The following is a 26426-nucleotide window of genomic DNA, read 5'->3' as shown; positions in this document are numbered from 1 at the left end:
CCTTCCTTGTGCGATGCAACTCCATTCACTTTACCGCGTAAAGTGAATGGAGTTACCACGCATTTTGACGTAGATTACATGGTAAAATGGGTTAAGTTGCAGCGTAATCTACGGCAAATTACCATGCAAACAGATTTTGGGTGCACTAATTGGGGATAAATCTTTGCTTTTGAATAATTTCAATTGCTTATCTCGAACGGAGGGAGTTTATTCATGTATTCACGTAGCTATATATGCATGAAATGCCATTTACCATTATCACAGCAGAGTGTTTATCCATGTATTTACGTAGCTACATGCTATAAAGGTTATTGAACACCGTCAAAATTAAGCAGAGTTGGTGAAACTACAAGCCAGCACTCCCCTCCTTGGAGGGTCTGGGAGAGGCTCCTGTTTCACTTTCGTGCTCTCATCATGCACCAGATGCCAAGAGCCACAAAGGGCACACTGAGCAGCTGTCCCATGTTGAAGAGCATGCCTGACTCAAAGCCCACTTGAATGTCTTTGGTGTATTCAATGAAGAAACGGAATGCGAAAATCAGCGTGATGCAAAGGCCGAAATAGAAACCTTTACCTACAGGAAGTTTGCGCTTTCGATAGAAATACCAACCCACAAAGAAGATAACGGCATAGGCAATGGCCTCATACAGTTGGCCGGGATGACGCGGATATTTGTCTACTTTTTCGAAGATGAAAGCCCAAGACACATCAGTCACCTTGCCGATAATCTCGCTATTCATCAAGTTTCCAAGTCGAATGAAACAGGCGGTGATAGGGGTTGCAATGGCGATATCGTCTAACAACTGCCACAATTTCACCTTATATTTGCGGCTATAGAGCCACAAGGCGAACATCAATCCGAGGGTTCCCCCGTGGCTTGCCAACCCTTCATAGCCCACGAAATGCCATGAACCGTCGGGCATGTTCTTGAAAGGGATGAACATTTCAAGGAAGTGTGTGCCCGAAGTGAGGAAGTAATCGGGTTGATAGAAGAGGCAATGACCGAGCCGGGCACCAATCAATATGCCTAAGAAACAATAGAGAAAGAGCGGATCGAATACGTTTTCCTCCTGCTTTTTCCCGTTCACCATCACCGTCCGCACAGCGATATTCTGATGGTAGAACAACCAACGTACCATGAAATAGGCACCGACAAGTCCAATCAGCCAGCATATTGAATACCAGCGAATGCCCCAATTCCCTATCTGAAAGAAATAGATATTGGGATTCCAGATGATGTAGTTTAGCATAAGAAAAAATAAATATAACCAACCTCGAAACCCACCCCAACCCTCCCAAAGGGAGGGAGTGCGCATTTGTAGGCTTAGTATATAATTTTAGAAATAATTATTTATATGTGATAATCAAAGATATTATACTTGTTACTTATGAGGTTCTATATATGTTTCTTCTATAGATTTTCTTCCCAACTCCTGGCATTGAATTCTGAACAGTATGGAACTTTAGCCAATGCATACTTCTTAAATTCCATAAAGGTAAGGAGAGATACTCAATTTCTTACTCCCTCCCTTTGGGAGGGTTGGGGTGGGTTTTAGGGTGTGTTTGGTATTACACATTAAACCTAAAGTGCATGATGTCACCGTCCTGCACAACGTATTCCTTACCTTCGATACCGAGTTTACCAGCTTCTCTGACTGCAGTTTCCGAGCCATACTTAATGTAATCATCGTATTTGATGACCTCGGCACGGATGAAACCCTTTTCAAAATCGGTGTGAATTACACCTGCACACTGTGGCGCTTTCCAGCCTTTGTGATACGTCCAGGCTTTTACTTCCATTTCGCCTGCCGTGATAAACGTTTCAAGATTAAGCAAAGCGTAGGCCTTTTGGATAAGACGGTTGACACCACTCTGCTCCAATCCCAACTCTTCGAGGAACATCTGCTTGTCTTCATAGGTTTCCAAAGAAGCGATATCTTCCTCGGTCTTGGCTGCAATCACCATGGCTTCAGCTCCTTCTTGGGCTGCCATTTCCTCCACACGACGTGAATAATCGTTGCCCGTTTTAGCGCTTGCTTCATCTACATTGCATACGTAGAGCACAGGTTTCGTGGTCAACAGGAAGAGATCATGGGCTGCCTGCTGCTCATCTTTGCTTTCAAATGTCACCTCACGCGCATTCTTTCCCTGCTCAAGCACAGCCTTATAAGCTTCCAGAACCGTGCACATCAATTTGGCATCCTTGTTGCCTGCAGCCGCAGCTTTCTGCTGTTTACTGAGCTGGGCATCAATCGTTTCAAGGTCTTTCAGCTGTAGCTCGGTGTCAATGATGCTCTTGTCTTCAAGTGGGTCAACCGCCATGCCGCCTTCACGCACAATGTTATCGTCATCAAAACAGCGGATGACATGAATGATTGCATCGCATTCACGAATGTTTCCCAAGAACTTATTGCCGAGTCCTTCGCCTTTGGAAGCACCCTTGACAAGCCCGGCAATATCGACAATCTCACACGTAGCAGGTACAATCCGCCCCGGATGAACAATCTCAGCAAGCTTGTTGAGTCGCTCATCGGGCACCGTAATCACACCCAAATTCGGCTCAATCGTACAAAAAGGGAAGTTTGCCGACTGTGCCTTGGCACTCGACAGACAGTTGAACAGCGTAGACTTTCCCACGTTTGGCAGGCCTACAATTCCACATTTCAAAGCCATTTTTCTTTATGTTTTTTGTGTGCGGGCAATCTTTCCTGCCTGCATTTATCCTTGTTTCTGCCTGCAAAAATACACAAAAAATCATAAAGGGAAGCAGAGGAAAAGGTAAAAAAGCAAAAAGAGAAGAGGGATAAGGTAAAAGTAAAGCAATGAAGGCGTAATCTTTGCAGTATGAAACTGTTTTGTAACTTGCGTCAGATTGCCGCGTAACTTGACGCAGATTAGCGCGTCATTTGCATCAAGTTACAGTGCGATTTGACGCAGATGACAGGCTCATTTGATGCAGATTGGAATGATATTTGTAGGTTGTTGATAATGAAAGTGTTGTTGAATGTAATATAATGCTTGGTCAGTTACGAGGGCTTTGAAAGCCACTGTGCTCTTATCAAGGAGCTTTTAGGCTCGCATTTTCTTCCACAGAAGGAGATAGAAAGGGGCTTTTATACTTATGCGCAAAATCATTCATATCGACATGGACGCTTTCTTTGCCAGCGTAGAGCAAAGAGATCGGCCCGAACTCCGCGGCAAACCAATAGCCGTGGGCTATGACGGTGCGCGCGGTGTTGTGTGTACTGCCAGTTACGAAGCACGCAAGTTTGGTGTTCGTTCGGCCATGTCGGTGCAGTTAGCCAAGCGGTTATGCAGGGAACTTATCGTCGTAGAAGGCAACTATCAGCATTACAGGGAGGTGTCGGAGCAGTTGCATGGCATCTTCCATGACTACACAGATATCATCGAACCCCTGTCTCTTGATGAGGCGTTCCTTGATGTAACCGTCAACAAAAAGGGTATTTCGCTTGCTGTCGACATTGCCAAAGAGATTAAACAACGCATCAAAGACGAATTAGGTCTTACGGCTTCGGCGGGTATTTCGTATAATAAACTCTTGGCGAAGATAGCTTCTGACTATCGAAAACCCGACGGACTCTGTACTATTCACCCTGACAAGGCGATGAACTTCGTGGCAAAACTGCCTGTGGAAGACCTGTGGGGCGTTGGCCCGAAGACTGCACGGCGCATGCATCGCATGGGGATATTCAATGCGCTTCAACTGCGGGCATGTTCGCTCGAGCATCTGAAGATGGTCTTTGGAAAGTCAGGCCCGGCGTTCTATAACTATGCCCGAGGTATTGATGAGCGTCCTGTCGTGGTTGAACGCACGCGGAAATCCGTGGGTTGTGAGCAGACTTTTCTCGAAGATATCAGTTTGCCTTCGGCCTTATTGATAGAACTTTACCACTTGGTTCTTGAGCTTACGGCGCGTATCGAAAAGGGGAATTTCGAAGGAAAGACATTGACTTTGAAAATCAAATACGCCGATTTCAAGCAGATTACGCGCAGCATCACGGGACGAAAGCTGTTGAAAACCAAGGATGATATCCTTCCCTTGGCCAAGCGGTTGCTTCATCTTGTTCATTATGACAATGCACATGCCATTCGTCTCATGGGGCTTTCGGTGTCTAATCCCGGTGGAGAAGACGGGGATGCCGCACCGGAATGGATACAGTTGGAATTGGAGTTTAAGGAAGATAAAAGGGGAAGAAGATAGAAAAGTGAAAGGCTTTATCCTATGTTGATGCGCATGTTTACTGCGTCAAACATGATTTTCCCTTGCTCGATAAAGCGTGCAAGTGAGCCATTGTCGGCCAATTCACGTGGCGTTCCTACGTGGAGCACGCCATTGTCAAGCAGCCAAAGGCGGTCGGCAACCTGCAAAGCCTGTTCGATATCGTGGGTGGAAAGGAGGATGGTTTTGTTGAGTCTGTGGGCCAATTGGTGCAGCAGCTGCATCATGCTGACCTTGCTCGGGAAATCAAGAAAGGCCGTTGGCTCGTCGAGGAATATCACCGGAGTCTGCTGAGCCAATGCCTTTGCAATCATTGTCTTCTGTCGTTCGCCGTCACTCAGCGTGTGGATGAGTCGAGATTTCAGTGGTGTTATGCCCACCATGGCCATGGCTTCATTGACAATTTGGCAGTCGGCATCGTGCAAATGACCAAAGAAACCCGTGTAAGGATAGCGTCCCATGCTGACAAGCTCGGTCACCGTGATGTTTCCTGCATCCACTTTTGTCGTGAGTACAAGGCCAATCCGCTGTGCGAGTTCATGGGGCCTGAGCGAAGAAATGTCTTCTCCGTTGAGCTTTACACAGCCTTTCAGCGGAGGAAGAAAACCCGAGAGCGTGCGCAACAGCGTGGATTTCCCGACACCGTTCGGGCCTATCAAGCACGTGAACTCGCCCGCATGCAGGGCTGCTTGCAGGTCGGCAGCCACCGCTTTGCCCTTATATCCGATGGTTAAATGTTCCAAGGCAATCATTTCCATGCTGCAAAGATAATCATTTATGTGTTGTTTTTCGTATTTTTGCAGATGAAAAGAGCATCCTGCAGACGAATGAAATCCATTGCATTGCAATTGAGGAAATATAAGCAAATCAATGAACAAATCCCAAATGGAACCCAAACAAAAGATGATGAAAAACGAATTGAGCATGACTTCCGGTGCACCTTTCCGCGCCATTCTGACATTTGCTACGCCCCTCGTTTTGGGCTATATCCTCCAACAGTTGTATCTGATTATCGATGCGGTGATTGTGGGACGCTGGATAGGGGTCGGTGCATTGGCTGCTGTGGGAGCTTCAAGCAGTATCATGTTCCTTATCATGGGCTTCTGCAACGGTGCGTGTGCTGGCTTTGCTATTCCTATAGCACAGGCCTTTGGTGCGGGCGATCACCACAAGATGCGATGCTATGTGAGCAATGCAATCCGCATAGCTGTCGTGTTGGCCGTGGTGATTACACTTCTCTCCTGTGTGCTGTGTGAGAAGATTCTGAACCTCGTAAACACACCGGCCGATGTGTTTCATGATGCTTACGTGTTTCTTTTCCTGCAATTCTGCACGATTCCTTTCACGATAGCCTATAATCTTCTTGCAGGGCAGATACGTGCATTGGGCAACTCTAAGCAGCCGTTTTATTTTCTCATCATATCGTCTGTGCTGAATGTGTTGCTTGATGTGTTGCTTATTCTGATTTTGGGATTAGGCGTCGAAGGTGCGGGAATTGCGACATTCCTGAGTCAGGCTTTTGCCTCATGGCTTTGCTGGAGGTTCATCAGACGCAACATGAGGCAGCTTGTTCCGACGAGTGAGGAAAACAAATTCGACAACAAGAAAATCAGTATTCTGCTGAACAACGGCGTCCCGATGGGGCTGCAATTCTCAATCACGGCTATTGGTATCATTATGTTGCAAAGTGCCAACAATGCGCTTGGAACGGTATATGTGGCTTCGTTTACGGCGGCGGTACGCGTGAAATACCTTTTCACGTGCGTGCTTGAAAACATCGGGGTTGCCATGGCTACCTATTGCGGACAGAACATTGGAGCGCAGAGGCTCGACCGTGTAAAGGCCGGTGTGCGCGATGCCATGTGGCTTATGACAGCCTATTTCGTGCTCACAGTGGCAGTCATCTATCCTTTCGCCGATGAGATGATGATGCTTTTTGTCAACGGTGGTGAACAGGAAGTGATTGCCAATGCTGCTCAGTTGATGCGTATTTCCAACTGGTTCTATCCTGCATTGGGCGTGCTTGTGATTTTGCGTTACAGCATTCAAGGACTCGGGTATAGCAATCTGAGCATGATGAGTGGGGTGATGGAGATGCTGGCCCGCTGCGGTGTGAGTCTCTGGATGGTGCCGGCAATGGCTTGGTTGGGTGTCTGTTATGCTGACCCTGTGGCTTGGTTGATGGCCGATCTGTTCCTTATTCCGGCCTACTTCTGGCTCTTGAGAAGATTGAAAGAAAAGGTTGTAAGCATATAAAAGAGTCTTGTTGAACAGCGATGCTTTGGGCATTGTCTGTAGAGGTTACGGGGGTGGCGACTGAAAAGCGCCAACCCCGTAGTTCATCTAAGGCAGCAGAGTGGGGGCTGCTGAGAGCAGTGATGGTGAAATAAGTGGCTTTCGTGGAGTTTTGTACAAATTTGGAATGTTTTTGTATGAAAGTTCTATATCAGACGAAACGTTTTATCTACTTTTGCGAAAACAAACTGACAATTTATATATAACCTTTTTTATTAGTCATGAGTAATATAAGGAAAACAATTACCCAAAGAAGCATTTTGTCATTGATTTTGATGTTTACATCAGTGATAATGTGTGCCCAAATTAAAATCTCCGGGGTTGTGAAAGACAATACGGGAGAGACTATGCCGGGTGTGAGTGTGATGGTTAAGGGCACAACAACCGGTGTCGTTACCGACGTGAATGGCCTTTTCAGTCTGCAAACCAATCGTAAGGATGCTGTTCTTACGTTCTCTTTCCTCGGTTATACAACCTTGGAACTGAAGGCCCAACCGGGCAAGTTGATGAATGTCACGCTGCAGGAAGACAACAGGGTGCTTGATGAAGTCGTGGTGGTTGGCTATCAGGAAGTGAGAAAACGCGACCTGACAGGTTCTGTTGCCAAGGCCGACATCACTTCGCTGACGAGTACTCCTGTTTCTTCGTTCGACCAGACTTTAGGTGGTCGGTTGGCAGGTGTCAACGTGTCATCAAATGAGGGTATGCCCGGTGGAAGCATGAATATCGTCATCCGAGGCAATAACTCTTTGACGCAGGAGAATTCTCCTTTGTATGTTATCGACGGTTTTCCAGTGGAAGATCCGAGTATCGCCAGCTCTATCAATCCGTCGGATATTGCATCAATCGACGTGTTGAAAGATGCTTCGGCCTCTGCGATTTATGGTGCACGAGGTGCAAACGGTGTAATCATCATCGTTACGAAGAGCGGTAAAGTGGGCAAGCCGAAGGTGCATTATGACGGCAGCCTCGGCTGGCAGAGCGTAACGAAGAAGATACCAATGATGAACGCTTATCAATTCGTTGCACTTCAGAACGAAATGTATCCGAAGATTGTTGAAAAGTCTTATCTTTCACTTTATGATGGAAAGCAATGGACTTTGGATGATTATAAGAATGTTCCCCAGTATGATTGGCAGGACATGATCTTCCGGACTGCACCGCTTCAGAACCACAATGTGAGTCTGACAGGTGGTAGCGAAGAGGTTCGTTATACAGCTTCCTTGTCTTATTTCGATCAGGATGGTATCGTGTTGAAGTCTAATTACAATCGTCTTCAGGGTCGTTTGGCTACGACAATCAAGTATAAGAAGTGGAAGGCTAACTTCAATATCAACTATTCTCAGGCTCGTCAGATGGGGCAGTCTCCATCGCAGGCATCACATTCTGGTATGAATAACCTGTTTTACAGTGTGTGGGGTTATCGTCCGGTTACACAGCCGGGTGTTCCGCTTCATTCCCTTGTTGAAAATGCAACCGATGATGATGTGAACAACACCAACGACTATCGTTTCAACCCGATTATGTCGTTGAACAACGAATATAACAAGCGTACGACGACCTATATGCAGTTCAATGGATTTGTAGAGTATGAGCTGATGAAAGGATTGCGTTTCAAGGTTTCCGGTGGTTATACAGATAATCGCATGGATACTGATAACTTCAACAACTCGAAAACCCGTTATGGTGGTCGCACATCTATAGAAAAGGTGAATGCACAGGTTATCCGTGCTAAGCGTGCCACTTGGCTGAATGAGAATACGCTGACCTGGCAGACTAATCTGCAGAAGCGCCATTATTTCAATTCTCTGTTGGGATTCTCTCTGCAGAATTCGGATTATGAATACTATCGTTTCAAGACTATCCGCATTCCTAATGAAAACCTCGGTATGGCAGGAATGAGCGACGGTACACCTACGATTACGCGTTCGGAGAAGTCTTCTTGGGCGATGATGTCTTATTTCGGACGTTTCAACTATAATTATAAGTCAAAGTATTATGCTACGGCAACCATGCGTGCTGACGGCAGTTCAAAGTTCCGTGGCAGTAATCGTTTTGGTTATTTCCCATCCGGTTCTTTAGCTTGGAACTTCACAGAAGAGAAGTTCATGAAGCCCGTTAAGGACATTGTGAACAGTGGAAAGCTGCGTTTGAGCTGGGGTCTTACAGGTAATAACCGCGTAGGAGAATATGACACCTATGGTATTTATCAGTTATTGAAAGACCGCACGGGCGACCTGCTTTCGTTGGGAAGTGTTCCAAGTGGCGTTTATCCTTATAATAATGATAATACGAATGTAGGTATGGTTCCGGTTTCAATCCCTAACAAGGACTTGAAGTGGGAGACCACGGAGCAGTGGAACTTGGGTATAGACCTCGGTTTCCTTAACGATCGTATTGGTTTGACTGTCGATTTATATCGCAAGGTGACACGCGACCTTCTGTTGGTATCAAGTCTTCCTTTGTCTTCTGGATTCATCAGTGCAACAAAGAATATCGGGAAGGTTAGAAACCAAGGTCTCGAGCTGACACTCAACACTACGAATGTCAAAACCAAGCATTTTACATGGACAACTAACTTCAACATCGCATTCAACCGCAATAAGGTGTTGGCACTATCAGAAAACCAGACCGCATTGCTTACGGCAGCACAGTTCGACCAGAACTTCAACTCACAGAGCAGTTACATTGCTAAGGTTGGTCAATCTATGGGTTCCATGTATGGTTATATCTATGAAGGAACCTATAAGTACGAGGATTTTAACAAGTCGGGCAATACCTATACGCTGAAATCTAACGTGCCTCACTACGCTTCGGAAGCCAATACACAGCCTGGTATGCCTAAATATCGTGATTTGAATGGTGACGGTGTCATTGACAGTAATGACCGTACGGTTATCGGTAACGGTCTTCCTAAGCATACAGGTGGTTTCACCAACAACTTCAACTATCGCGATTTCGACCTCAGTATCTTCTTTCAGTGGTCTTATGGCAACGATGTGTTAAACGCCAACCGCTTGATGTTTGAAAGTTCATGGAACCGCACACGTGAACTTAACCAGTATGCCAGCTATGCAGAACGCTGGACAGAGAGTAATCCAACAAGTAACATTCCACGTGCAACTTCATCAAGTTCAAACCGTGTTTTCTCTTCACGCATCATTGAGGATGGCTCATTCCTGCGTCTGAAGACGGTGACTTTGGGTTACACAGTGCCACGTAAGATGATTTCTCGTGTGGGTATCGAACAGCTCAGAGTCTATTTTGCTGCACAGAATCTATTTACAATTTCCAACTACAGCGGTTATGATCCGGAGGTTTCTATCAGGGAGAGTGCCCTGACTCCGGGCCTGGATTTCTCTGCATATCCACGTGCCCGAAGCTTCAGTTTCGGTATTAATCTTGGTTTCTAACTATTAACTACGACGCATTATGAAAGTATCTAAAATACATATTATTATAATGTTGGCCTTTATGTCTTTGGCTTCAAGCTGTGATTTCTTAGACAAAGAGCCAACATCCACGACCTCTGGAAGTTATTTCAAGAGCGAAGCTGAAGCTGAAACATTTCTCAAAGGAATTTATGCTCCGCTTACAGAGACTTCTTTCTATGGTAATGATTATTTCTTTCTTGTAGGAGGTGATGACCTTGAGGCTTATGGTGGACCAGGACGTTCACCATCGACAAGAGGACTTATCTGTAACAATGCCAACAGCAGTGACCCTGCAGTTACAGCTTTCTGGTATACACTCTATGTTGGGGTGAACCGTGCAAATATCTTTTTGGAAGAAATAGATAAAGTGTCGGAACTATCAACATCTTCTGCAAAAAGACTGACTGCAGAGGCTCGTTTCCTGCGTGCTTTCTACTATTTCAATCTTGTTCAGTGCTGGGGGGATGTGCCTCTCAAGACAAGTTCCACACAATCTGTGAAAGGTCTGCAGATTGCCCGTACACCGAAAGCAGAGATTTATGACTTCATTTGCAAGGAAATGGAGGAAAGTGTAGATGACCTTAAGAAAGCTTCTGAAGTGGGTTATTTGCCTGGAGGCTTGACAAAGTCTGCGGCTTGGGGTATCTTGGCACGCGTTTATATGTTTCGTGCGGGTGAATGTTATCGCGATAATACTGCGCCTGATGAAACCGTGCGTAAAGAATACTTCACAAAGGCTGATACCTTTGCACAGAAAGTTATGCATGAAGGACATACGCTTGCACCCAATTATTGGGATTACTTTATTGATCAATGTTCTGATAAATACAATACAACCGGTAAGGAAAGTATTTGGGAAGCGGAGTTTACAGGTAACTATAGTACCGATACCCGTACGGAAGGACGCGTTGGAAATATCATTGGTATACAGGCTCCCGACCTCTCAAGTAAGATAGAACTTAAGGGGAAAGCTGATCCCGGATTTGGTTATTGCTTCTTCTGGAGCACGCCGAAGCTTTATGAACTCTATGAAGCTAATTCGGATAAGAACCGCATGAACTGGAGTATTGCACCATTCTCTTATACGCAATCAAAGACAGGTAATGGCGTTGATGGTCGTATGTTTGAGAAAGGTAAGCTTCAAGAAGTAAAGAATCAGTATTACAGTAAATCGTACAGTTACGGTGATAAGCCTTCAACATCTAAGGTTGGTGACCGAGAGAAGGCTACAGCATCAACGGATTACAGCCGTATGTGTGCTAAATGGCGTCGCGAATATGAACCGGATAAGAAGAATAAGAACTTTACATTGGTCAACTTCCCAATCCTTCGTTATGCTGATGTGCTGCTGATGATTGCCGAATGTGAGAATGAAATCCATGGTGGTCCTACCGCTTTGGCTTATCAGTGCATTAATGAAGTACGCAAACGTGCCGGTATTTCATCTCTTTCAGGACTTAATCAGGAGAATTTCCGCAATGCCGTTAAGGATGAACGTGCCATGGAATTGTGTTTTGAGATGACACGTCGTTTCGATTTGATTCGTTGGGGTGACTTCAAAAAGAATATGAATGAATTGGCAGCAAGGGCAAAGAGTGGCACCAACTGGAACCTTGGCCCGTCGAATGTCTACACCTATTTCCAGGTGTCAGATGCTTATAACTATTTCCCAATTCCATCAAATGAAATGGCTATTAACAAGAAAATCACAGCCAACAACCCTGGATGGTAGGACTCATGAAGGCAGGAAAGACCGTGTCTTTCCTATGCCTTTTGTGATTTAATAGTGATTAAAAATATGATAATCCAATAAAAAACAAACGACATGAAACGATATATATATTTATTGCTCCCGCTATTAGCCTTTGCATTCGTAAGTTGCGAAGACGAATTAAAGGAACAAGCAGCCTTGAGTGTTTCAGTGCTAACCAATAATAATGTACAGCAATCGGGCGACAAGATTACAGTAAAGAAGGGCTCTAAGTTGAATTTCATTCTGAACGGGGATCCTGATTTTATCACTTTCTTCAGTGGAGAAGCAGGACATCAGTATATCTATAAAGATCGCGATCAAGTAGCATTAGAGGATATAGTTTCTTCTAAGCTGACATTCTCTGTGTGGTATCAGTATGGAAATGCAGCCACAGCAGCTAATTTGATGAAGCTTTATATCTCGGATTCTTTCACTGGTTTGGCAAAGAATAATTTCAAGGAAGACTCTGTTTTGGTAGAGGGTTTCGCATGGAATAACCTTGTTGACCCTTCAAGTCTGCCTTCTGCACCGAGCAATGCAGCTCATGCGACTAAGTATGAGGTTGATTTTACGCCCTATCTTGGTAAGCGTATGACAATAGCAGCTTGCTATAAGCCTACCTTAAATACAGCAGCACAGCCTCGTGTAAACTTCGTTGGTATGAAGATTGAAAATACAATGAAGGATGGCTCTGTTACAACGCTCTATGCAAATGGTTTCAATTTCACACCCGTCAACATGATGTGCCACCACAAACTGGCTGATCAAAAATCAATGACTGCTAATCGTGAGTATGGAACTGTAACCAATAATGTAAGTGGTATCTGGAACCTTGCAGGAGCATCAAAGGGAGATTTCTCTATTCATAGCTCAAACGGTGGGGCTAAACTGAAGTACAGTTGGTTGGTTTCTGATATGATTATGGCCAATGCTTGCTCTCCAGACTATGGTACTTCCATTAAAAATGTGACCGAAAGTCTGTCTTCTTACACCCATATATATAATAAGGTGGGAACTTACAAGGCTGTTTTCGTTGCAACAAATAGCAACTATAAGGCCGAGAGTAAAGTGGTGAGAGAATTGAATATCGAAGTCGTTGATTAAGAGTATGAATAAGAATCGATTGAAACGAGCGCTTATAGGCCTTTGTTGCTTGGCTTTTTCGTCATCTTTGCATGCGCAGATGTATGATGATACTCGCATGCTTTCATTTGAAACGCCAAAGGATTTACAATATCTCAAGGCCGAAAAGTCAGCGACAGTCCTTTCTGATCGTCATTTCAGAAATGGCAAGAAGTCGTTGGAATGGACATTTAAGCCAGGCGGAAAGCTGATGATCAGCAAAGATTTGCAGTTTGATCCGCACATCAAGGGCAGTCGTGACAACTACCTCTCTGCTTTCATTGTGTGGCTCTATAATGAGGAGCCATTGGCCGGAAAATCTGTTGTTTTCAGATTTTGCAAGCAGGGTAAGACTTGCACTTCTTTCCCGATGAAACTCAATTTCAAAGGTTGGCGCGGTGCATGGGTATGCTATGAACGCGACATGGAAGGTAAACCAGAGATAGGTATGGATCAGATTGTGGTTGAAGCACCTAATGTGGCTGGTAAACTATATGTGGATCACATGATTACAGCTATCAAGGTTGACCCTCGTTATCAGACAGCTGACGAGCAAGTACCTTTCGTCAATGCTAAAACAACTAACGACTGGCTTCAGGTTTTGAAGAACTCCGTCCGCAAGTCTGATATTCCTTTGACTCCTGTAACAGCACAGCAGGTACAGGAAATGCGCGTGATGGAATCACGTTTCCGCAGTTTGATTTATACACCTGCCAAGCTTTATCCAAAGCAAATGGAAAGCATGCGAGATAAGTTTGACAGCTATAAAATCAAGAAAAAGAAAGGACTCATTACGGGTACTCCTATCTGGTATGTGCGTCATGCAGAGGCTTATGAGCGCATGCTTCCCAAGTGGGATAAGGAAATTCTTACTCGCACGGGCTATGAAATGAATGATTATTTCAAGCTCATGCAGCAGATTGCTATTGGCTATAACAATGCCAAGGAGGAAGAAGACAAGAAGGAATTGCGCAACATGTTCATGCTGATGTATGAGAATATCACCGATCAAGGTGTGACATGGGGCTCATGCTGGGGGAATATCCACCATTATGGCTACAGTCTCCGCAGCATGTATATTGCTTATTTCCTGATGAAGGATGTGCTGAAAGCCGAAGGGAAGTTGGATGAAGCCGTAGCAACGATGACTTGGTATGGTCAGTTGCGTCAGGTATATGTGAAACCAACAGGCAATGGAATGGACATGGATACATTTAACACTGCTTCTGTAGGCTGTATGGCAAGCATCATGTTAATGGACGATTCACCTGAGAAGGTGCAATATCTCCGTTCATGTTCTCGCTGGCTTGACTGGGGATGCCGTCCAGCGCCAGGTTTAATGGACTCTTTCAAGATTGATGGCTCAGCCTATCATCACTGCAACAACTATCCCGCTTATGCTGTAGGAGGTCTGAATGGAGCCACTCAGATGATTTATATTCTTAGTGGAACCGAATTTGCTGTGGGCGAATTAGCACATCAGACTGTAAAGAATGCGCTTCTTGCTATGCGCTTCTATTGCAACAAACTGAATTTCCCATTGTCAATGTCTGGCCGTCATCCCGACGGGAAAGGCCGTCTGACACCTATCCATTATGCTTTTATGGCATGGGCCGGAACACCTAATCGTGACAATAAACTCGACGAAACAATGGCTTCTGTCTATATGCGATTGACACAGAATGCAACAAACAGCAAGGAAAAGCAAATCTATCGCGAGTTTAACCTGAAGGGCATCAAGCCGGAAACAGACCCACAAGGTAATCTCAGCTTGGGCTATGCATGTGTTTCTGTACAGCGACGAGACAATTGGTCGGCTGTTGTTCGTGGTATGAGTCGTTATCTGTGGAGTAGCGAACACTATACAGGAGAAAATCTCTATGGTCGCTATTTGGGCTATGGTAGTCTGTATGTGTCGACAGCTCCGAATGGTGTTGATGTAACTCCAAAGACGAGTGGCTGGCAGGAAGACGGCTACGACTGGAACCGTATCCCTGGTGCAACGAGCATTCATTTGCCACTTGATGATTTGAGAGCAAAGATTCGCAATGTCGATATTTCTTCAGGTGTTGAGGAAATGCTGTTCTCTGATGAAGCTTTCGCTGGTGGTTTATCTCAGTTGGGGGCTAATGGTAACTTCGGTATGAAGTTGCATGAGCACGATAAATACAATGGTTCATTCCGTGGACGTAAGTCATACCACTTCTTCAATGGCGATATTATCTGTCTTGGAAGTGACATTGAGAACAATGATAAGCAGAATAACACCGAGACAACCATCTTCCAGTCGGCAGCTACCGATGCACAAACTTTGGCTTATTGGCAGTCTTATAAGGGTGGCAGCAAAACTTGGTTGGATCCACAGGGCACGGGTTATTATTCTCCCAATCCATGTGTCTTCACAGGTCTTGTTCGTCAGCAGGCACGAAACAACGACACAGATAAGCCGGATGAAGGGCAGTGGGCCTCTCTGTATATCAACCATGGAAAGGCTCCCAAAAATGCCGGTTATGAGTATGCCGTATTGCCCAAAACATCTCCCGAAAGGTTGAAAGCTATCGAAACCAAGCCTTTCTATACAGTAATTAAGAAAGATAAGAATGCACATATCGTTCGACATGATGCCACACAGACACTGTCTTATGTCATCTTCGAAACACCGAAGTCGATACTTCCAGGCGGGCCATTGCTCCAGACAGATACAACTTGTCTCGCAATGATACGTCAATTGGCCAAACGAAAGATGGTATTGACCGTTGCCCAGCCCGATCTTAATCTTTATCAAGGACCAAGTGACGATGTCTATAAAGACGGGAAGCGTGTTGAACGCAGTATCTATGGCCGTCCTTGGATTAAGAATGCAAGTCAGGAAATTCCTGTTCGCGTGACTTTGTTGGGCAAATGGAGTTTCACTCCGACTGCTGATGTCCGTTTGATTGACTTGAACGACAAGACCACAACAATCGAAATAAAGTGTAAGGACGGATTAAGTTATGATATTGAACTAAACAAACTATGATATGAATATACGAAAATTACTACTTGCCGCAGGAGCCTTTTTATTGGTTCCAAGCCTCAGCTATGCTGGAGACAAAGACATGAACAGCGTGATTAACGAGGATATTACCTTTGCAACACGCCAGTATTCACTGATGCTTGATCAGGTTGGACGGGATGGGAAGATATGCATTCCCAAGACCATCGATAAGCTTGGACGCATGGTCTATATTCCAACAGACGATTGGTGTTCGGGTTTTTTTGCAGGAAGTCTGTTTTATCTCTACCAGCTTACCAACGATAAGTCGTGGCTGAAGCAGTCAAAACGTTTCACTGAGGCTTTGGATTCTATTCAATATCTTAAGTGGCACCATGATGTGGGCTTTATGATTGGCTCCAGTTATCTGAACAATTATCGACTCAATCCCACAAAGGCATACAAGAAAGTCATTATTCAAACTGCCAAATCACTATGCACTCGCTTTCGTCAGAAAGCAGGTGTCATCCAGTCGTGGAACGTTGACAGAGGCTGGCAGTCAAAGCGCGGTTGGAGCTGTCCGGTTATCATTGACAATATGATGAACCTTGAATTGCTTTTTGAGGCAACACGTCTGAGCGGTGACTCTACTTATTGGAAAATCGCGGTTTCACATGCCGATAAGACTATGGAGAACCAGTATCGTCCAGATGGTAGCTGTTTCCACGTTGTGGATTATGACCCTACAACAGGTGCTGTGTTACACCGTCAGACAGCCCAGGGCTATGCAGACAACAGTGCTTGGGCACGTGGACAGGCGTGGTCTGTATATGGTTACACTACCTGTTATCGCTATACTCACGACCGTAAATACCTTGACCGAGCTGTTAAGTCGCTGAATTTTATGATGCAAAATCCTAATCTCCCAGATGACCTTGTGCCTTATTGGGACTTCGATGCACCTAATATTCCCAACGAACCTCGTGATGCTTCTACAGCCGCCTGTGTAGCTTCAGCACTTTATGAAATGGACACCTACCTTCCGGATAACGGCTATGCAACATTGGCCGACAGAATTATACGCTCACTTTCCACGCCCGCTTATCGTCCAGCTTTGGGCAAGAACGGTTGTTTCTTGCTGATGCATTCTGTAGGAAGCATTCCTCATAACAATGAGATAGATGTGCCATTAAATTATGCAGATTATTATTTCCTTGAAGCATTGACGAGAAGAAAATGAAGAATATGAAGTTTTTTGCCAGCGTATTGGCCTTATGCCCGCAGGCATTCTATGCCATGGGCAGTGAAACTGTGCCGCCCAATGTAATCTATGTGTTCCCTGATCAGTTCCGAAATGCAGCCTTGGGGGTATGGCAGAAGCCCGGTTTCTCTAATCATGTGAAGTTCAAAGGCGATCCTACCCATACGCCTCGTCTGAATGAGTTCGCTCGGGAATCTGTGGTGTTAACCTCTGCCATGAGCAACTTCCCTTTGAGCAGTCCTCATCGTGGGAGTCTTATGACGGGTATGTATCCTAACCGAAGCGGTGTTCCTGTAAATTGCAACTCGTCTCGTCCGTTTAGTTATATCCGTCCAGAAACAGTCTGTATGGGCGATGTTTTCAGTCGGGCTGGCTACGATTGTGGTTATATTGGAAAGCTACATGCCGACCGTCCGGAGCGCAACGACCCTGAACACCCCGGACATTACGTGGAAGACAAATTGCCAGTGTGGGATGCTTACACGCCGGCAGAGCGCCGACATGGATTTAATTTTTGGTATTCCTATGGCACATTTGATGTGCATAAGAACCCACATTACTGGGATACGAATGGCAAAAAGCATGAACCTCATGAATGGTCACCATTACATGAAGCTCATGTTGCTGCTGACTATATACGCAATAAGGGTGGAGTGCGCGATGCAAAGCGTCCATTTTTCCTGATGGTGGCCATGAACCCGCCCCACAGTCCGTATCGTTCTGAAGACGATTGCATGCCCGAAGACTATGCATTATATAAGGATAAGCCCATCGACAGTCTGCTTGTGCGCGACAATGCTGTGCGAACAATGGATAAATCTAAGTCGGCTGCTTACTATTTTGCATCTGTCAGTGGAGTAGACAGAGCCTTCGGACAGATCCTTGATGCCTTGAAAGAGGCAGGCCTGGAGGGTAACACGATTGTCGTGTTTGCTTCAGACCATGGCGAAACCATGTGTAGCCAAGGAACCGATGACCCTAAAAATTCACCTTATTCAGAGTCGATGAATATTCCTTTCATGGCTCGTTATCCAGGGCATCTGAAACCAAGAGTTGATTCACTTCTGTTGTCTTCGCCTGACATTATGCCTACAGTTCTCGGACTGGCGGGCTTGAGTAAGAATATTCCTGCTACGGTTCAAGGTCGCGACTACTCGGCACTTTTCATCAATGGTCACGCTGCTATGAAGCGTCCCGACGCTGCGCTTTACATTCAGAATATGGACGGTAACAAGGGGAAAGACGGTGTTGTCACTGATTATTTCCCTTCTGCGCGTGGTATAAAGACAAGCCGTTACACATTAGCTTTTTACATTGATCGCAAGAATAAGCTGAAGAAAGTGCTCTTTTTTGATGATTGGAACGACCCTTATCAGATGCATAACATCGCTCCGGAGACACGAAAGGCTGATTATCAAGCACTCTGTTGCAGGCTTGGAGAACTGTTGAAAGAAATTGACGACCCATGGTATAAGCAACTTATTCTAAACAATCTAATCAAATACCGAAAATGAAACTATCAAGAAAACTATGGTTGTTGGGCTGCCTGTTGGCAGCCACGCCACTTTATGCACAGCAAGCAAACACTACAGCTTGGAACGAATTCGGTACTAATTCCGATAAGAATGTGCTCTTAGACTTCTCGTATGCAGGCTATAAACATGGCTTGTCATTGCCTGAAGAGAACCATTCGAGCTATACGACCTATGATGTAACGAAATATGGGGCTATCCCTAACGATGGAAAGTCAGACCGTGAAGCACTGGAAAAGATTATTACAGCAATAGGAAAGAAAGCCAATGCTCGCGCCATTATCTATTTCCCGGAGGGTGAATTTATTCTTCATACAACTGCGGATGACGTTGATGATGCTAAAACTGGCAAGAAGAAGTCAGTGTGTCTCAACCTTGTTATGGGACAGGTAATATTGAAAGGTGCAGGTCGCGATAAGACTATTCTCACGATGGACGCGCCAATGTTGCCTGCAAACGAAAAGGTATTGTACAGTTCTCCGACACTGCTTTCCATTCGAAATAACGGCACAAGTACCCCTGAAACCTATGCAAAGGTAAAAGGAACGGCTGCAAAAGGTACGTTTAAAGTTACGGTTGACAATGCTTCAAAACTAAAGGTTGGGCAGTGGGTGTGTCTGAAAATGAAGCCAAATAAAGATGAAAAGGTTATCAAAGAGGAGCTTTTAGGACGTAATCCCGAGTCTACAATGACCAATCTCACACAGAGTGGTGTCACCGTTATCGACTATCATCAGATTAAATCCATTTCTGGAACGGACATTACCTTTGAGGAACCCATCATGCGTGCTGTCAAATCAGGCGAAGAGTGGGAAGTCATTGAATACAAACATCATGAGGGTGTGGGCGTGGAAGACCTCACCTTCCGTGGTAAAGCCAAAGATAAATTCAAGCATCATGGTTCTTGGCAGGACGATGGAGCCTATAAACCAATCAACTTTGTGCGTCTTGTCAACTCATGGATGCGCCGTGTAAGATTTGAAAACATCACTGAATGTGCCACCTTCCAAGACTGTGCCAACGTGATATGTTACGATGTTGAGATTACCGGAAACCGTGGACATTCAGCCGTTCGTATGGCGGGTTCGTCACGTGGACTCATTGCCAACGTCTATGATAACACGCATGGTTATTTGACAAGTGACAAGAACTTTGCCGATCAGCGCACTGGTTTGGGCCAGTATCATGCTTGCGGTATATCAAAACACAGTATCGGTAACGTTATCTGGAATTGCACTTGGGGTACTGACGACTGCTTTGAAAGCCATGCTACACAGCCTCGCGCGTCGCTCTTTGACTGCTGTAAGGGTGGTTTCATGCAGTTGCGTATGGGTGGCGATAAGTCGCAGTTACCCAATCATCTCGACGATCTTACCTTATGGAACTTTGATTGTACGGCCATTAATCCTGCTGAAATGCCATTTAAATGGTGGGAGAATGGTACAGGAAAATGGTACAAAACGTTGCCTCCAACCATAGTAGGTATGCATGGTACGAAAGTGACTTTTGCTGACAAACAGACGAAACGTGACGAGGCAAACGGACAGGAAGTAAGTCCTCGCTCACTCTATGCTGCTCAGTTGAAAAAGCGCTTGGGCTATCTGCCCGATTGGGTAACAGAACTCGATGCGCAGGCAAAAGAAGCAAAGAAAACTTGGGATTTTACAGTAATGTCTACCACGGATGAAGACAATCTGAAGAAGGATACCAAGTGGGATGATGCTGCTAATGCTGGTCTTAATTATTATTCCAACAAACAGAATATCGGTAGTGCAAGTGGTACAAAGAAGCCTAAGTTTGAAGAAATCAAGACATATACCACCCCTCTTTCTGCCAATGGTAAGGAATTGGAAGGCATGAAAGGTCTTCATTTCGGCCTTTATGTGAATGGAGTATGTAAGGCTTTGGGTGCAGGTAAATTCATGATCTGTCATGATGAGGCGCATCGCATGCTGCGATTGAATGCAAGGGGCATTGCCATTGTTATCCCAAACTGCAAGAAAGGGCAGACGGTTGTTGTGCATAGCAAGCCTACAAGCAGGACAGCTAAGAACTATTTCAAAACAGAATGCAATTTAGATATTAAGCAGGGGTTTGCTGAACCCGAAGATGGTGCACTCGTGCAAGAGAGCATTGGAACGGTGAAAGCCGACGGAGATGTTGTGCTGACGAGTACCAATGGCCTTTTCCTGTATGACATTATCTTGAAAGATACAGCAGGAAAGGTTATCCCAACAGGCTTGACAAAGCGTTTTGCAGACAATCATAAGCAACAGTCTGGCGTGCCTTATAATCTGCAAGGACAGCGCGTTGACAGGAATTATAAAGGTGTTGTAATTCAAAATGGCAAGAAAACTATTCAGAAATAAATCTGTGAGAGGGGCAGTACGGCTTTTTACCTGCTGCTCCTTAATCTTCCTCCCGATGGTTTCGAGAGGGCAGAAAGTCAATATTACAGTCAGCAATTCCACATCGGAGCAGCGTTCTGAAGTAGTCGAAATTGATGTCCGTAAGGTTTATCAGCGGTTGCAGTCTGCCTATGGTTCGCCGTTGATTGTACGTAATGCTTTCGGCCAGCAAGTGGCTTCTCAGCTCACGTCTGACAGCTTGTTGCTTGTTGATGCAGCTGTCTTCCCAAAGCGAAAGACCATGTTTACTGTCACTAAGGGCGTCCCCCGCAACTTCAAGAGTGCTGTTGACGGACAGCTTTATGCCTGGCGTGTGGACGATTTCACATGGGAAAACGACCGTTGTGCCTATCGTGCTTACGGCCCGGCTTTGCAGCGCACAGGCGAGAAAGCCTTTGGAATTGACGTATGGTTGAAGTCAGTTCCTTATTTGGTTGTTGCTGATCGCTATGCCAATGTCTATGCAGCCAACCAGGAGGAAAAGCGACTTCGCAGGCAGGGAGAAACCGAAGCTGCTGACAGTATCAAGCGCGATTTCTCGTTACATCTTGACCATGGCAACGGACTTGATTGCTATAATGTCGGGCCAACGTTGGGATGTGGCGCACCTGCACTGATGAATGGCGACAGTATTGTCATGCCCTACTGCTTCAGTTCCTACCGTGTGTTAGATAATGGGCCACTGCGTTTCCGTGCAGAGTTCGTCTATCAGCCCACGGATGTGAATGACGAGAAAGGACTTGTTGAGCACCGTTTGATTACACTTGATAAGGGGTCAAGCTTCAATCGCGTCATCGTTTGGTATGAGAACCAGCGTCGTCCGCAGCCATTCTGCTCCGGATTTGTCGTTCATGACGAGGGAAGTGAGACGGTACATTTAGGGAGAAACCTCGTAGAATATGCCGATCCTACCGACAACCCCTCTGGTCATGGCTTCCAAATCTATGTTGCAGCGCTTTTTCCCAAAGGCAAAGTGCGCTCACGTTTGCTGAAAAACACCCGCTTGGGTAAGGGAATTGCCGGTCACGCTATTTGCGAAACAACCATCCGTCCCAATGAAAAGGTTACCTATTATTTCGGTGCAGGATGGATAGGTTCGGGCATTAGCAACCAGAAAGCATGGCAACTTGAAATATCTTCTTTCATGGAGGGATTGGATAAACCGCTTAGGGTGAACGTGGAATAATCGCCAACACAGAATTCCATATATTCTCTTTCAGTCCCCTTCTGCCTTACTTCATTTCGCAAGTTTGCGTATAGTGTTCTAAGGTTTCAAGGGGAAAGAAACCTTACTTGCAGATTTCTTGGCAAGTATACGGTGGCTTTTCCGGCCACCGTAAATAATTTTAAACAACTGGTTTTAATGGAGAATTATAGATAAAGAAGCCCTTTCTCTAACCTGTTTCTGTAAGCATTCTCTCCTCGTTTTTAACATTTCTAACCAAGACCAAACAGAAATCAACACACACTTTCCATGCTTCTGCAGTGCCGTTTCTCTGTTTTCGAGAAGCCATTTTATGGCTTTGATGCTCTCACCTATATCTTCTTGGCTTGCAATCTGCGTCAAGTTATACGATAATCTGATGCAAGTTACAAGGTGGTTCAATGTGACTTCAGTCTGCTAATCCATTCATTTTACCATATCAATACTCACGAAGCAGCTTCTCTTCCCTTGGAAACAGGAGGCATTGTTTGTTGAATATGAGAAGTAAATGATGTGAAGGCTCACATGGAATGCCCTCAGTTCGCTCTCCCCTCCCTTGGAAACAGGAAGGCGTTGTTGTTGAGTGTGTGAAGTAAGGAATATAAAATCCTGCATGGATTGCCCTCTGTTCGCTCTCCCCTCCCTTGGAAACAAAAAGGCGTTGTTGTTGAATATGTGAAGTAAGGAATATAAAAATCCTGCATGAATTGCTTTCAGTTCATCCTCCTCTCCCTTGTAAACAAAAAGGCGTTGTTGTTGAATATGTGAAGTAAGGAATATAAAATCCTGCGTGTATTGCCCTCAGTTCGCTCTCCCCTCCCTTGGGGCGGGGGCGGGGGTGGGTAACTTTACATATGCAAAGCCTCCATGAATCGTCTGATCACTTCGGGCTTCCCGGTATGCTTCCCCTGATCTTCTGACAGCTTACACGTGTCATTATAGTAAGGCCAACACTCTGTTATCTTCGATGCAACAAGCTTGATGACGATGTTCATGGGCTCTATTCCTTCGAAATCATTAGTGAAATGCGTGCCTATTCCGAATGAAGGCATGCAGAGATGTTGGGCATATTGCTGGATTTCGACAGCCGTATCAGTGTCCAAGGCATTAGAGAACACCACTTGTTTCGACCGCGAGTCAATACCGAGTGAGCGGTATTTTTCAACGATTTTCAACAGTTGTTCATGGTTATCTCCCGAGTCGATGCGCAGTCCTTTGAACAGATTGGCGAAGTCTTCTGAAAAGTTCAGTGAGAAGATATCCCAGCCGAAAGAGTCGTAGAGATAGGTTCCGAGAGCACCGCGAAACGTGTTTCGCCACGCATTCATTGCCAAGTGATTGGCCATTTGAGGCCCAAACATGCCACCGATAGCGCAGACAAACTCATGAGCCATAGTGCCCACAGGCTGCAGATCGTGGGTCATGGCGATATATACATTGCTTGTTCCGACAAGTCTTCCAGGCCATTTGCAATGCTGTGCAGTATCTTTCAGTGCACTTACCACGGTGTCTTCTGCCTCAAACGAAGCGCGACGACGTGTTCCGAAATCAGAGAATACGCAGCCGGCTGCCAACAATCGTTCGGCTTTATGGCATGTCTTGTCATACAAACTCTTGTAATCAAGCTTCGCCGTTTGCCCCGTCATCATGTAGAAAAGCTCGGAGATGATGGCCAAAACCTTTACCTCTAAGAGGATAGTGTCCGACCAACTGCCCTCAAACTCCACGTGAAGATGTCCCGCTTCATCCTGCCATGTCTTCACCCAATCACGTGAAAAACGGTAGCCACGGAGATAGGTAAAGAACCAATGTGGCATGTAACTGCAGCGTCGCTTCATGAAGTCGATCTCTTCATCGGTGATGACTACGCCCTCCAAAGCTTCGATCTGACGGTGCAATTCATCGGCAAAGCCCTCGGGATATACCGTGTCGTTGCGGTCGACAAACTGATACTTTACCTGTGCACGAGGATAGTTATCAATGACAGCACAGCACATGGAAAGCTTGTAAAGGTCGTCATCGGTGAAGTGATTGATGATTTGTTTCATTGTTTATTTTTCTCTTTTACTTGCAAATATACGATATTTGCAGAACATACGGCAATGAAACGAGGAAATTTTGGCTATTGCCGTACATCATTTGCAGGGGGTATATACTCCGGCATATAACAGGGAAACCAACAAATGATAGCTTTAAATAATAGGTGGAAAGCCTCATATTACAGACTTTCCTACCTATCAAAACAGTTTGGAAACATACTTATTTCTCAAAAGGGAATAACTTCCAAGGACTCTTCGGGTCATTGATGAGCTTTCTTATAATCTTAGAACTCTGGCCCAAATCATAGCTGTCGGCACCCCAGAGGCAATCACCGATGACATAACTCTTGCCGTAATCCTCCCAGGAAATGAGTGACTTGTGGGCCTGTTCATCGGCGAAATCAACGTATTCCCACATCTCCTGCTCGCTGATATACTTCGATTCTGCACACATGCGGGCAATGGCTACTAAGCGGGTAGCTTCAAACGCAACACCACCGATACGTGAAAACTCGGCCTCATCCCTTACAATTCCCTCTTTGACAAGATTGCCGATATGTTTGAAAGCACGTTCAATCTGCTTAGCACATGCCTTTGCATCGTTTGGATTTACAAAGGTTTCACGGAGATATTTCTCTATGGCTTTCTGCTCTTTCAGCTTGAATGCCTCACCGATATTAGGGGAATAGTCTTTCGTGCACGCAATTTTCAGCCCGTTTAAAGCATCTACAGCAGAGTCATGCGTACAGATGTTCCAGTCTTTTTCCAGCCTATCTTCGCGCTCTTCCTTTTCAAGTCCCGTCTTAATGGTATTCAGATAGCCTTTATCAATCACTGCATATACGGCACCCAACAGCATCTTTCGCTGTTGTTCCTTACTTAAAGAAGAGTTCTCATCCATTAGGAAATCTCCCTTAAACTGGCGGAGAAAGCCCCTGATCTTAAAGAAGTAGCGGTAAAGGGTGACGGCAACAACCACTGCGATTACAGCATAGACAATCCATGTAACAACTCCGTTGGAACTTTCGGATGACCCACTGGGCACCCTGACACGAAATCTCAGGGCAAATGCTTGCTGTGAAAACAAGCCTAACATCGCTATCAAACAGAAGATGATTTTCTTTTTCATAGAACTTATTTCTCTTGTTTAGAATTCAGTTTTTAAGTTTCCTTGTCAGCCATTTACTTACGGCCGACAAGGATTATTCAAAGGTTTCTTTTATTCAATACGTGCTTATTTCGCGAAAGGGAAAGTCTTCCAAGGACTCTTCGTGTTGGTGTACATCTTCTTGGCATGGCCTGCCATTACCTCAAAATAGTTGGCCGTGCCACACCATAGGCAACGACCTATGATGTAACTCTTGCCGAAATCTTCCCAATTGGTAAGTGTGCGGTGAGCAATCTCGTCAGCAGCATCAATGTATTGCCATAGTTGTTCATCAGTGATATAATTATGCTCACGACACAATCTGGCCATGAAAACGAGTCGACCAGCGTCCCATGCATCCGGACCAATACGTACAAAGTCGTTCTCGTCCTTGATGATTTGCTCCTTCATCAGAGGCTCCATAGACTCGAAAGCATACTGAACCTGCTCCCAACAATTGCGCATATCTTCTTCATTCTCAAAGGTATCGTTGATATACTGCTGTATTTCCTGCTTGTTTTTGAGTTTCAAAGACTCAACAACCTGTGGGAAATAGCGACGTGTACCAGAGAGTCTCAGATAATCAAGTGTATCAATTGCTGATGCTTTATCAGTTATACCCCAACCCTGAGTGAACATTTTATCGCGCTCGTTGCTATCCATTCCTGTCTTGACTACATTAAACAAAGTAGCTTTCTGCGCAGAGAAGACACCACTTAAAAGCAGTTTTCGCTGCTGATCTTCTGTCAAGTCCGTATTCTTTTCCATACGAGCACCGGAAGCAATACCGCGGAACAATATTCTAATCTTTGACCAATTCTTTAATACAATATAAAGAATGATTCCGCAAATTACGACTGTACTTATCAATGATGAATAGTCTGTACTACCTTCCGAACTACTCGGTACTCTTGCTTTGATACGAAAAGCCGATGCCTGTTGAGCCACGAAGCACAACATGAACATAAGGAGCATCGTTGTTTTCTTTTTCATATAAATATTTTTAACAATTGGGTT

At 45.2% G+C, this 26426-nt stretch carries 16 protein-coding genes; 10 read left to right on the top strand and 6 right to left on the bottom strand.

From position 1 onward, the window contains the following. Positions 1-395: 395 nt before the first annotated feature. Entirely contained in the window at positions 396-1250 is an 855-nt protein-coding gene (lgt, locus tag EL210_RS02380) for a prolipoprotein diacylglyceryl transferase (RefSeq protein WP_018919718.1), read from the bottom strand. Positions 1251-1569: 319 nt separating this feature from the next. Then, positions 1570-2673 (bottom strand): redox-regulated ATPase YchF, encoded by a 1104-nt coding sequence (ychF, locus tag EL210_RS02375; RefSeq protein WP_004373205.1) that lies wholly within the window; start codon positions 2671-2673, stop codon positions 1570-1572. 448 nt (positions 2674-3121) lie between these two features. Between ychF and dinB the strand changes: the two genes are divergently transcribed. Further along, entirely contained in the window at positions 3122-4222 is a 1101-nt protein-coding gene (dinB, locus tag EL210_RS02365) for a DNA polymerase IV (RefSeq protein ID WP_018919719.1), read from the top strand. A 14-nt stretch (positions 4223-4236) separates the two neighbouring features. Here dinB and EL210_RS02360 read toward each other — a convergent pair whose 3' ends face one another. Further along, the gene (locus EL210_RS02360; protein WP_018919720.1) at positions 4237-4998 is read right to left on the bottom strand and encodes an ABC transporter ATP-binding protein; all 762 of its coding nucleotides are present in this window, start codon (positions 4996-4998) and stop codon (positions 4237-4239) included. 112 nt (positions 4999-5110) lie between these two features. Here EL210_RS02360 and EL210_RS02355 point away from each other — a divergent pair, with 112 nt between their 5' ends. The 9 genes from EL210_RS02355 to EL210_RS02315 all read left to right on the top strand — a co-directional run bounded on the left by EL210_RS02355 (position 5111) and on the right by EL210_RS02315 (position 22205). Continuing rightward, entirely contained in the window at positions 5111-6496 is a 1386-nt protein-coding gene (locus EL210_RS02355; RefSeq protein ID WP_018919721.1) for an MATE family efflux transporter, read from the top strand. Between the two features lie 332 nt (positions 6497-6828). Further along, a complete protein-coding gene (locus EL210_RS02350; protein ID WP_018919722.1) occupies positions 6829-9948 on the top strand; it encodes a SusC/RagA family TonB-linked outer membrane protein in 3120 nt (1039 codons plus the stop codon). Positions 9949-9967: 19 nt separating this feature from the next. Beyond that, positions 9968-11701 (top strand): RagB/SusD family nutrient uptake outer membrane protein, encoded by a 1734-nt coding sequence (locus EL210_RS02345; protein ID WP_025879569.1) that lies wholly within the window; start codon positions 9968-9970, stop codon positions 11699-11701. A gap of 93 nt (positions 11702-11794) precedes the next feature. Next, positions 11795-12826 (top strand): DUF5017 domain-containing protein, encoded by a 1032-nt coding sequence (locus EL210_RS02340; RefSeq protein ID WP_018919724.1) that lies wholly within the window; start codon positions 11795-11797, stop codon positions 12824-12826. 4 nt (positions 12827-12830) lie between these two features. Then, positions 12831-15863, top strand: a complete 3033-nt coding sequence (locus EL210_RS02335) for a chondroitinase family polysaccharide lyase (protein WP_197721032.1) — start codon at positions 12831-12833, stop codon at positions 15861-15863. Position 15864: 1 nt separating this feature from the next. Continuing rightward, positions 15865-17058 (top strand): glycoside hydrolase family 88 protein, encoded by a 1194-nt coding sequence (locus EL210_RS02330; RefSeq protein WP_018919726.1) that lies wholly within the window; start codon positions 15865-15867, stop codon positions 17056-17058. Continuing rightward, entirely contained in the window at positions 17055-18593 is a 1539-nt protein-coding gene (locus tag EL210_RS02325) for a sulfatase family protein (protein WP_018919727.1), read from the top strand. The genes EL210_RS02330 and EL210_RS02325 overlap by 4 nt, the downstream gene beginning before the upstream one ends. Further along, positions 18590-20980 (top strand): DUF4955 domain-containing protein, encoded by a 2391-nt coding sequence (locus tag EL210_RS02320; RefSeq protein ID WP_018919728.1) that lies wholly within the window; start codon positions 18590-18592, stop codon positions 20978-20980. The genes EL210_RS02325 and EL210_RS02320 overlap by 4 nt, the downstream gene beginning before the upstream one ends. Continuing rightward, positions 20955-22205, top strand: a complete 1251-nt coding sequence (locus EL210_RS02315) for a DUF4861 family protein (protein ID WP_025879568.1) — start codon at positions 20955-20957, stop codon at positions 22203-22205. Before EL210_RS02320 ends, EL210_RS02315 begins: the two co-directional genes overlap by 26 nt. Positions 22206-23071: 866 nt before the next feature. On the opposite strand, the gene pncB is transcribed toward EL210_RS02315, so the two are convergent. The 3 genes from pncB to EL210_RS02300 all read right to left on the bottom strand — a co-directional run bounded on the left by pncB (position 23072) and on the right by EL210_RS02300 (position 26402). After that, entirely contained in the window at positions 23072-24271 is a 1200-nt protein-coding gene (pncB, locus tag EL210_RS02310; protein WP_018919730.1) for a nicotinate phosphoribosyltransferase, read from the bottom strand. A gap of 211 nt (positions 24272-24482) precedes the next feature. After that, positions 24483-25391 carry a DUF1266 domain-containing protein gene (locus EL210_RS02305; RefSeq protein ID WP_025879566.1) on the bottom strand — a complete coding sequence of 303 codons (909 nt, stop codon included), beginning with the start codon at positions 25389-25391 and terminating at the stop codon, positions 24483-24485. Between the two features lie 105 nt (positions 25392-25496). After that, positions 25497-26402, bottom strand: a complete 906-nt coding sequence (locus EL210_RS02300) for a DUF1266 domain-containing protein (RefSeq protein WP_018919732.1) — start codon at positions 26400-26402, stop codon at positions 25497-25499. Between the last annotated feature and the right edge of the window lie 24 nt (positions 26403-26426).

Origin of the sequence: Segatella oris, assembly GCF_900637655.1 — a bacterium.
In the GTDB taxonomy this organism is placed as follows: Bacteria; Bacteroidota; Bacteroidia; order Bacteroidales; family Bacteroidaceae; genus Prevotella; species Prevotella oris.
Note: the sequence above shows the minus strand (reverse complement) of the source record. Positions and strands in the feature narration are given on the sequence as shown.

Bases quoted from the DNA above. Each gene is read 5' to 3' on its own strand.
- EL210_RS02320 (WP_018919728.1), top strand. From the start codon at position 18,590: ATGAAACTATCAAGAAAACTATGGTTGTTGGGCTGCCTGTTGGCAGCC.
- EL210_RS02340 (WP_018919724.1), top strand. From the start codon at position 11,795: ATGAAACGATATATATATTTATTGCTCCCGCTATTAGCCTTTGCATTC.
- pncB (WP_018919730.1), bottom strand. From the start codon at position 24,271: ATGAAACAAATCATCAATCACTTCACCGATGACGACCTTTACAAGCTT.
- ychF (WP_004373205.1), bottom strand. From the start codon at position 2,673: ATGGCTTTGAAATGTGGAATTGTAGGCCTGCCAAACGTGGGAAAGTCT.
- EL210_RS02300 (WP_018919732.1), bottom strand. From the start codon at position 26,402: ATGAAAAAGAAAACAACGATGCTCCTTATGTTCATGTTGTGCTTCGTG.
- EL210_RS02355 (WP_018919721.1), top strand. From the start codon at position 5,111: ATGAACAAATCCCAAATGGAACCCAAACAAAAGATGATGAAAAACGAA.
- lgt (WP_018919718.1), bottom strand. From the start codon at position 1,250: ATGCTAAACTACATCATCTGGAATCCCAATATCTATTTCTTTCAGATA.
- EL210_RS02330 (WP_018919726.1), top strand. From the start codon at position 15,865: ATGAATATACGAAAATTACTACTTGCCGCAGGAGCCTTTTTATTGGTT.
- EL210_RS02350 (WP_018919722.1), top strand. From the start codon at position 6,829: ATGTGTGCCCAAATTAAAATCTCCGGGGTTGTGAAAGACAATACGGGA.
- dinB (WP_018919719.1), top strand. From the start codon at position 3,122: ATGCGCAAAATCATTCATATCGACATGGACGCTTTCTTTGCCAGCGTA.
- EL210_RS02315 (WP_025879568.1), top strand. From the start codon at position 20,955: ATGGCAAGAAAACTATTCAGAAATAAATCTGTGAGAGGGGCAGTACGG.
- EL210_RS02360 (WP_018919720.1), bottom strand. From the start codon at position 4,998: ATGGAAATGATTGCCTTGGAACATTTAACCATCGGATATAAGGGCAAA.
- EL210_RS02325 (WP_018919727.1), top strand. From the start codon at position 17,055: ATGAAGAATATGAAGTTTTTTGCCAGCGTATTGGCCTTATGCCCGCAG.
- EL210_RS02305 (WP_025879566.1), bottom strand. From the start codon at position 25,391: ATGAAAAAGAAAATCATCTTCTGTTTGATAGCGATGTTAGGCTTGTTT.
- EL210_RS02335 (WP_197721032.1), top strand. From the start codon at position 12,831: ATGAATAAGAATCGATTGAAACGAGCGCTTATAGGCCTTTGTTGCTTG.
- EL210_RS02345 (WP_025879569.1), top strand. From the start codon at position 9,968: ATGAAAGTATCTAAAATACATATTATTATAATGTTGGCCTTTATGTCT.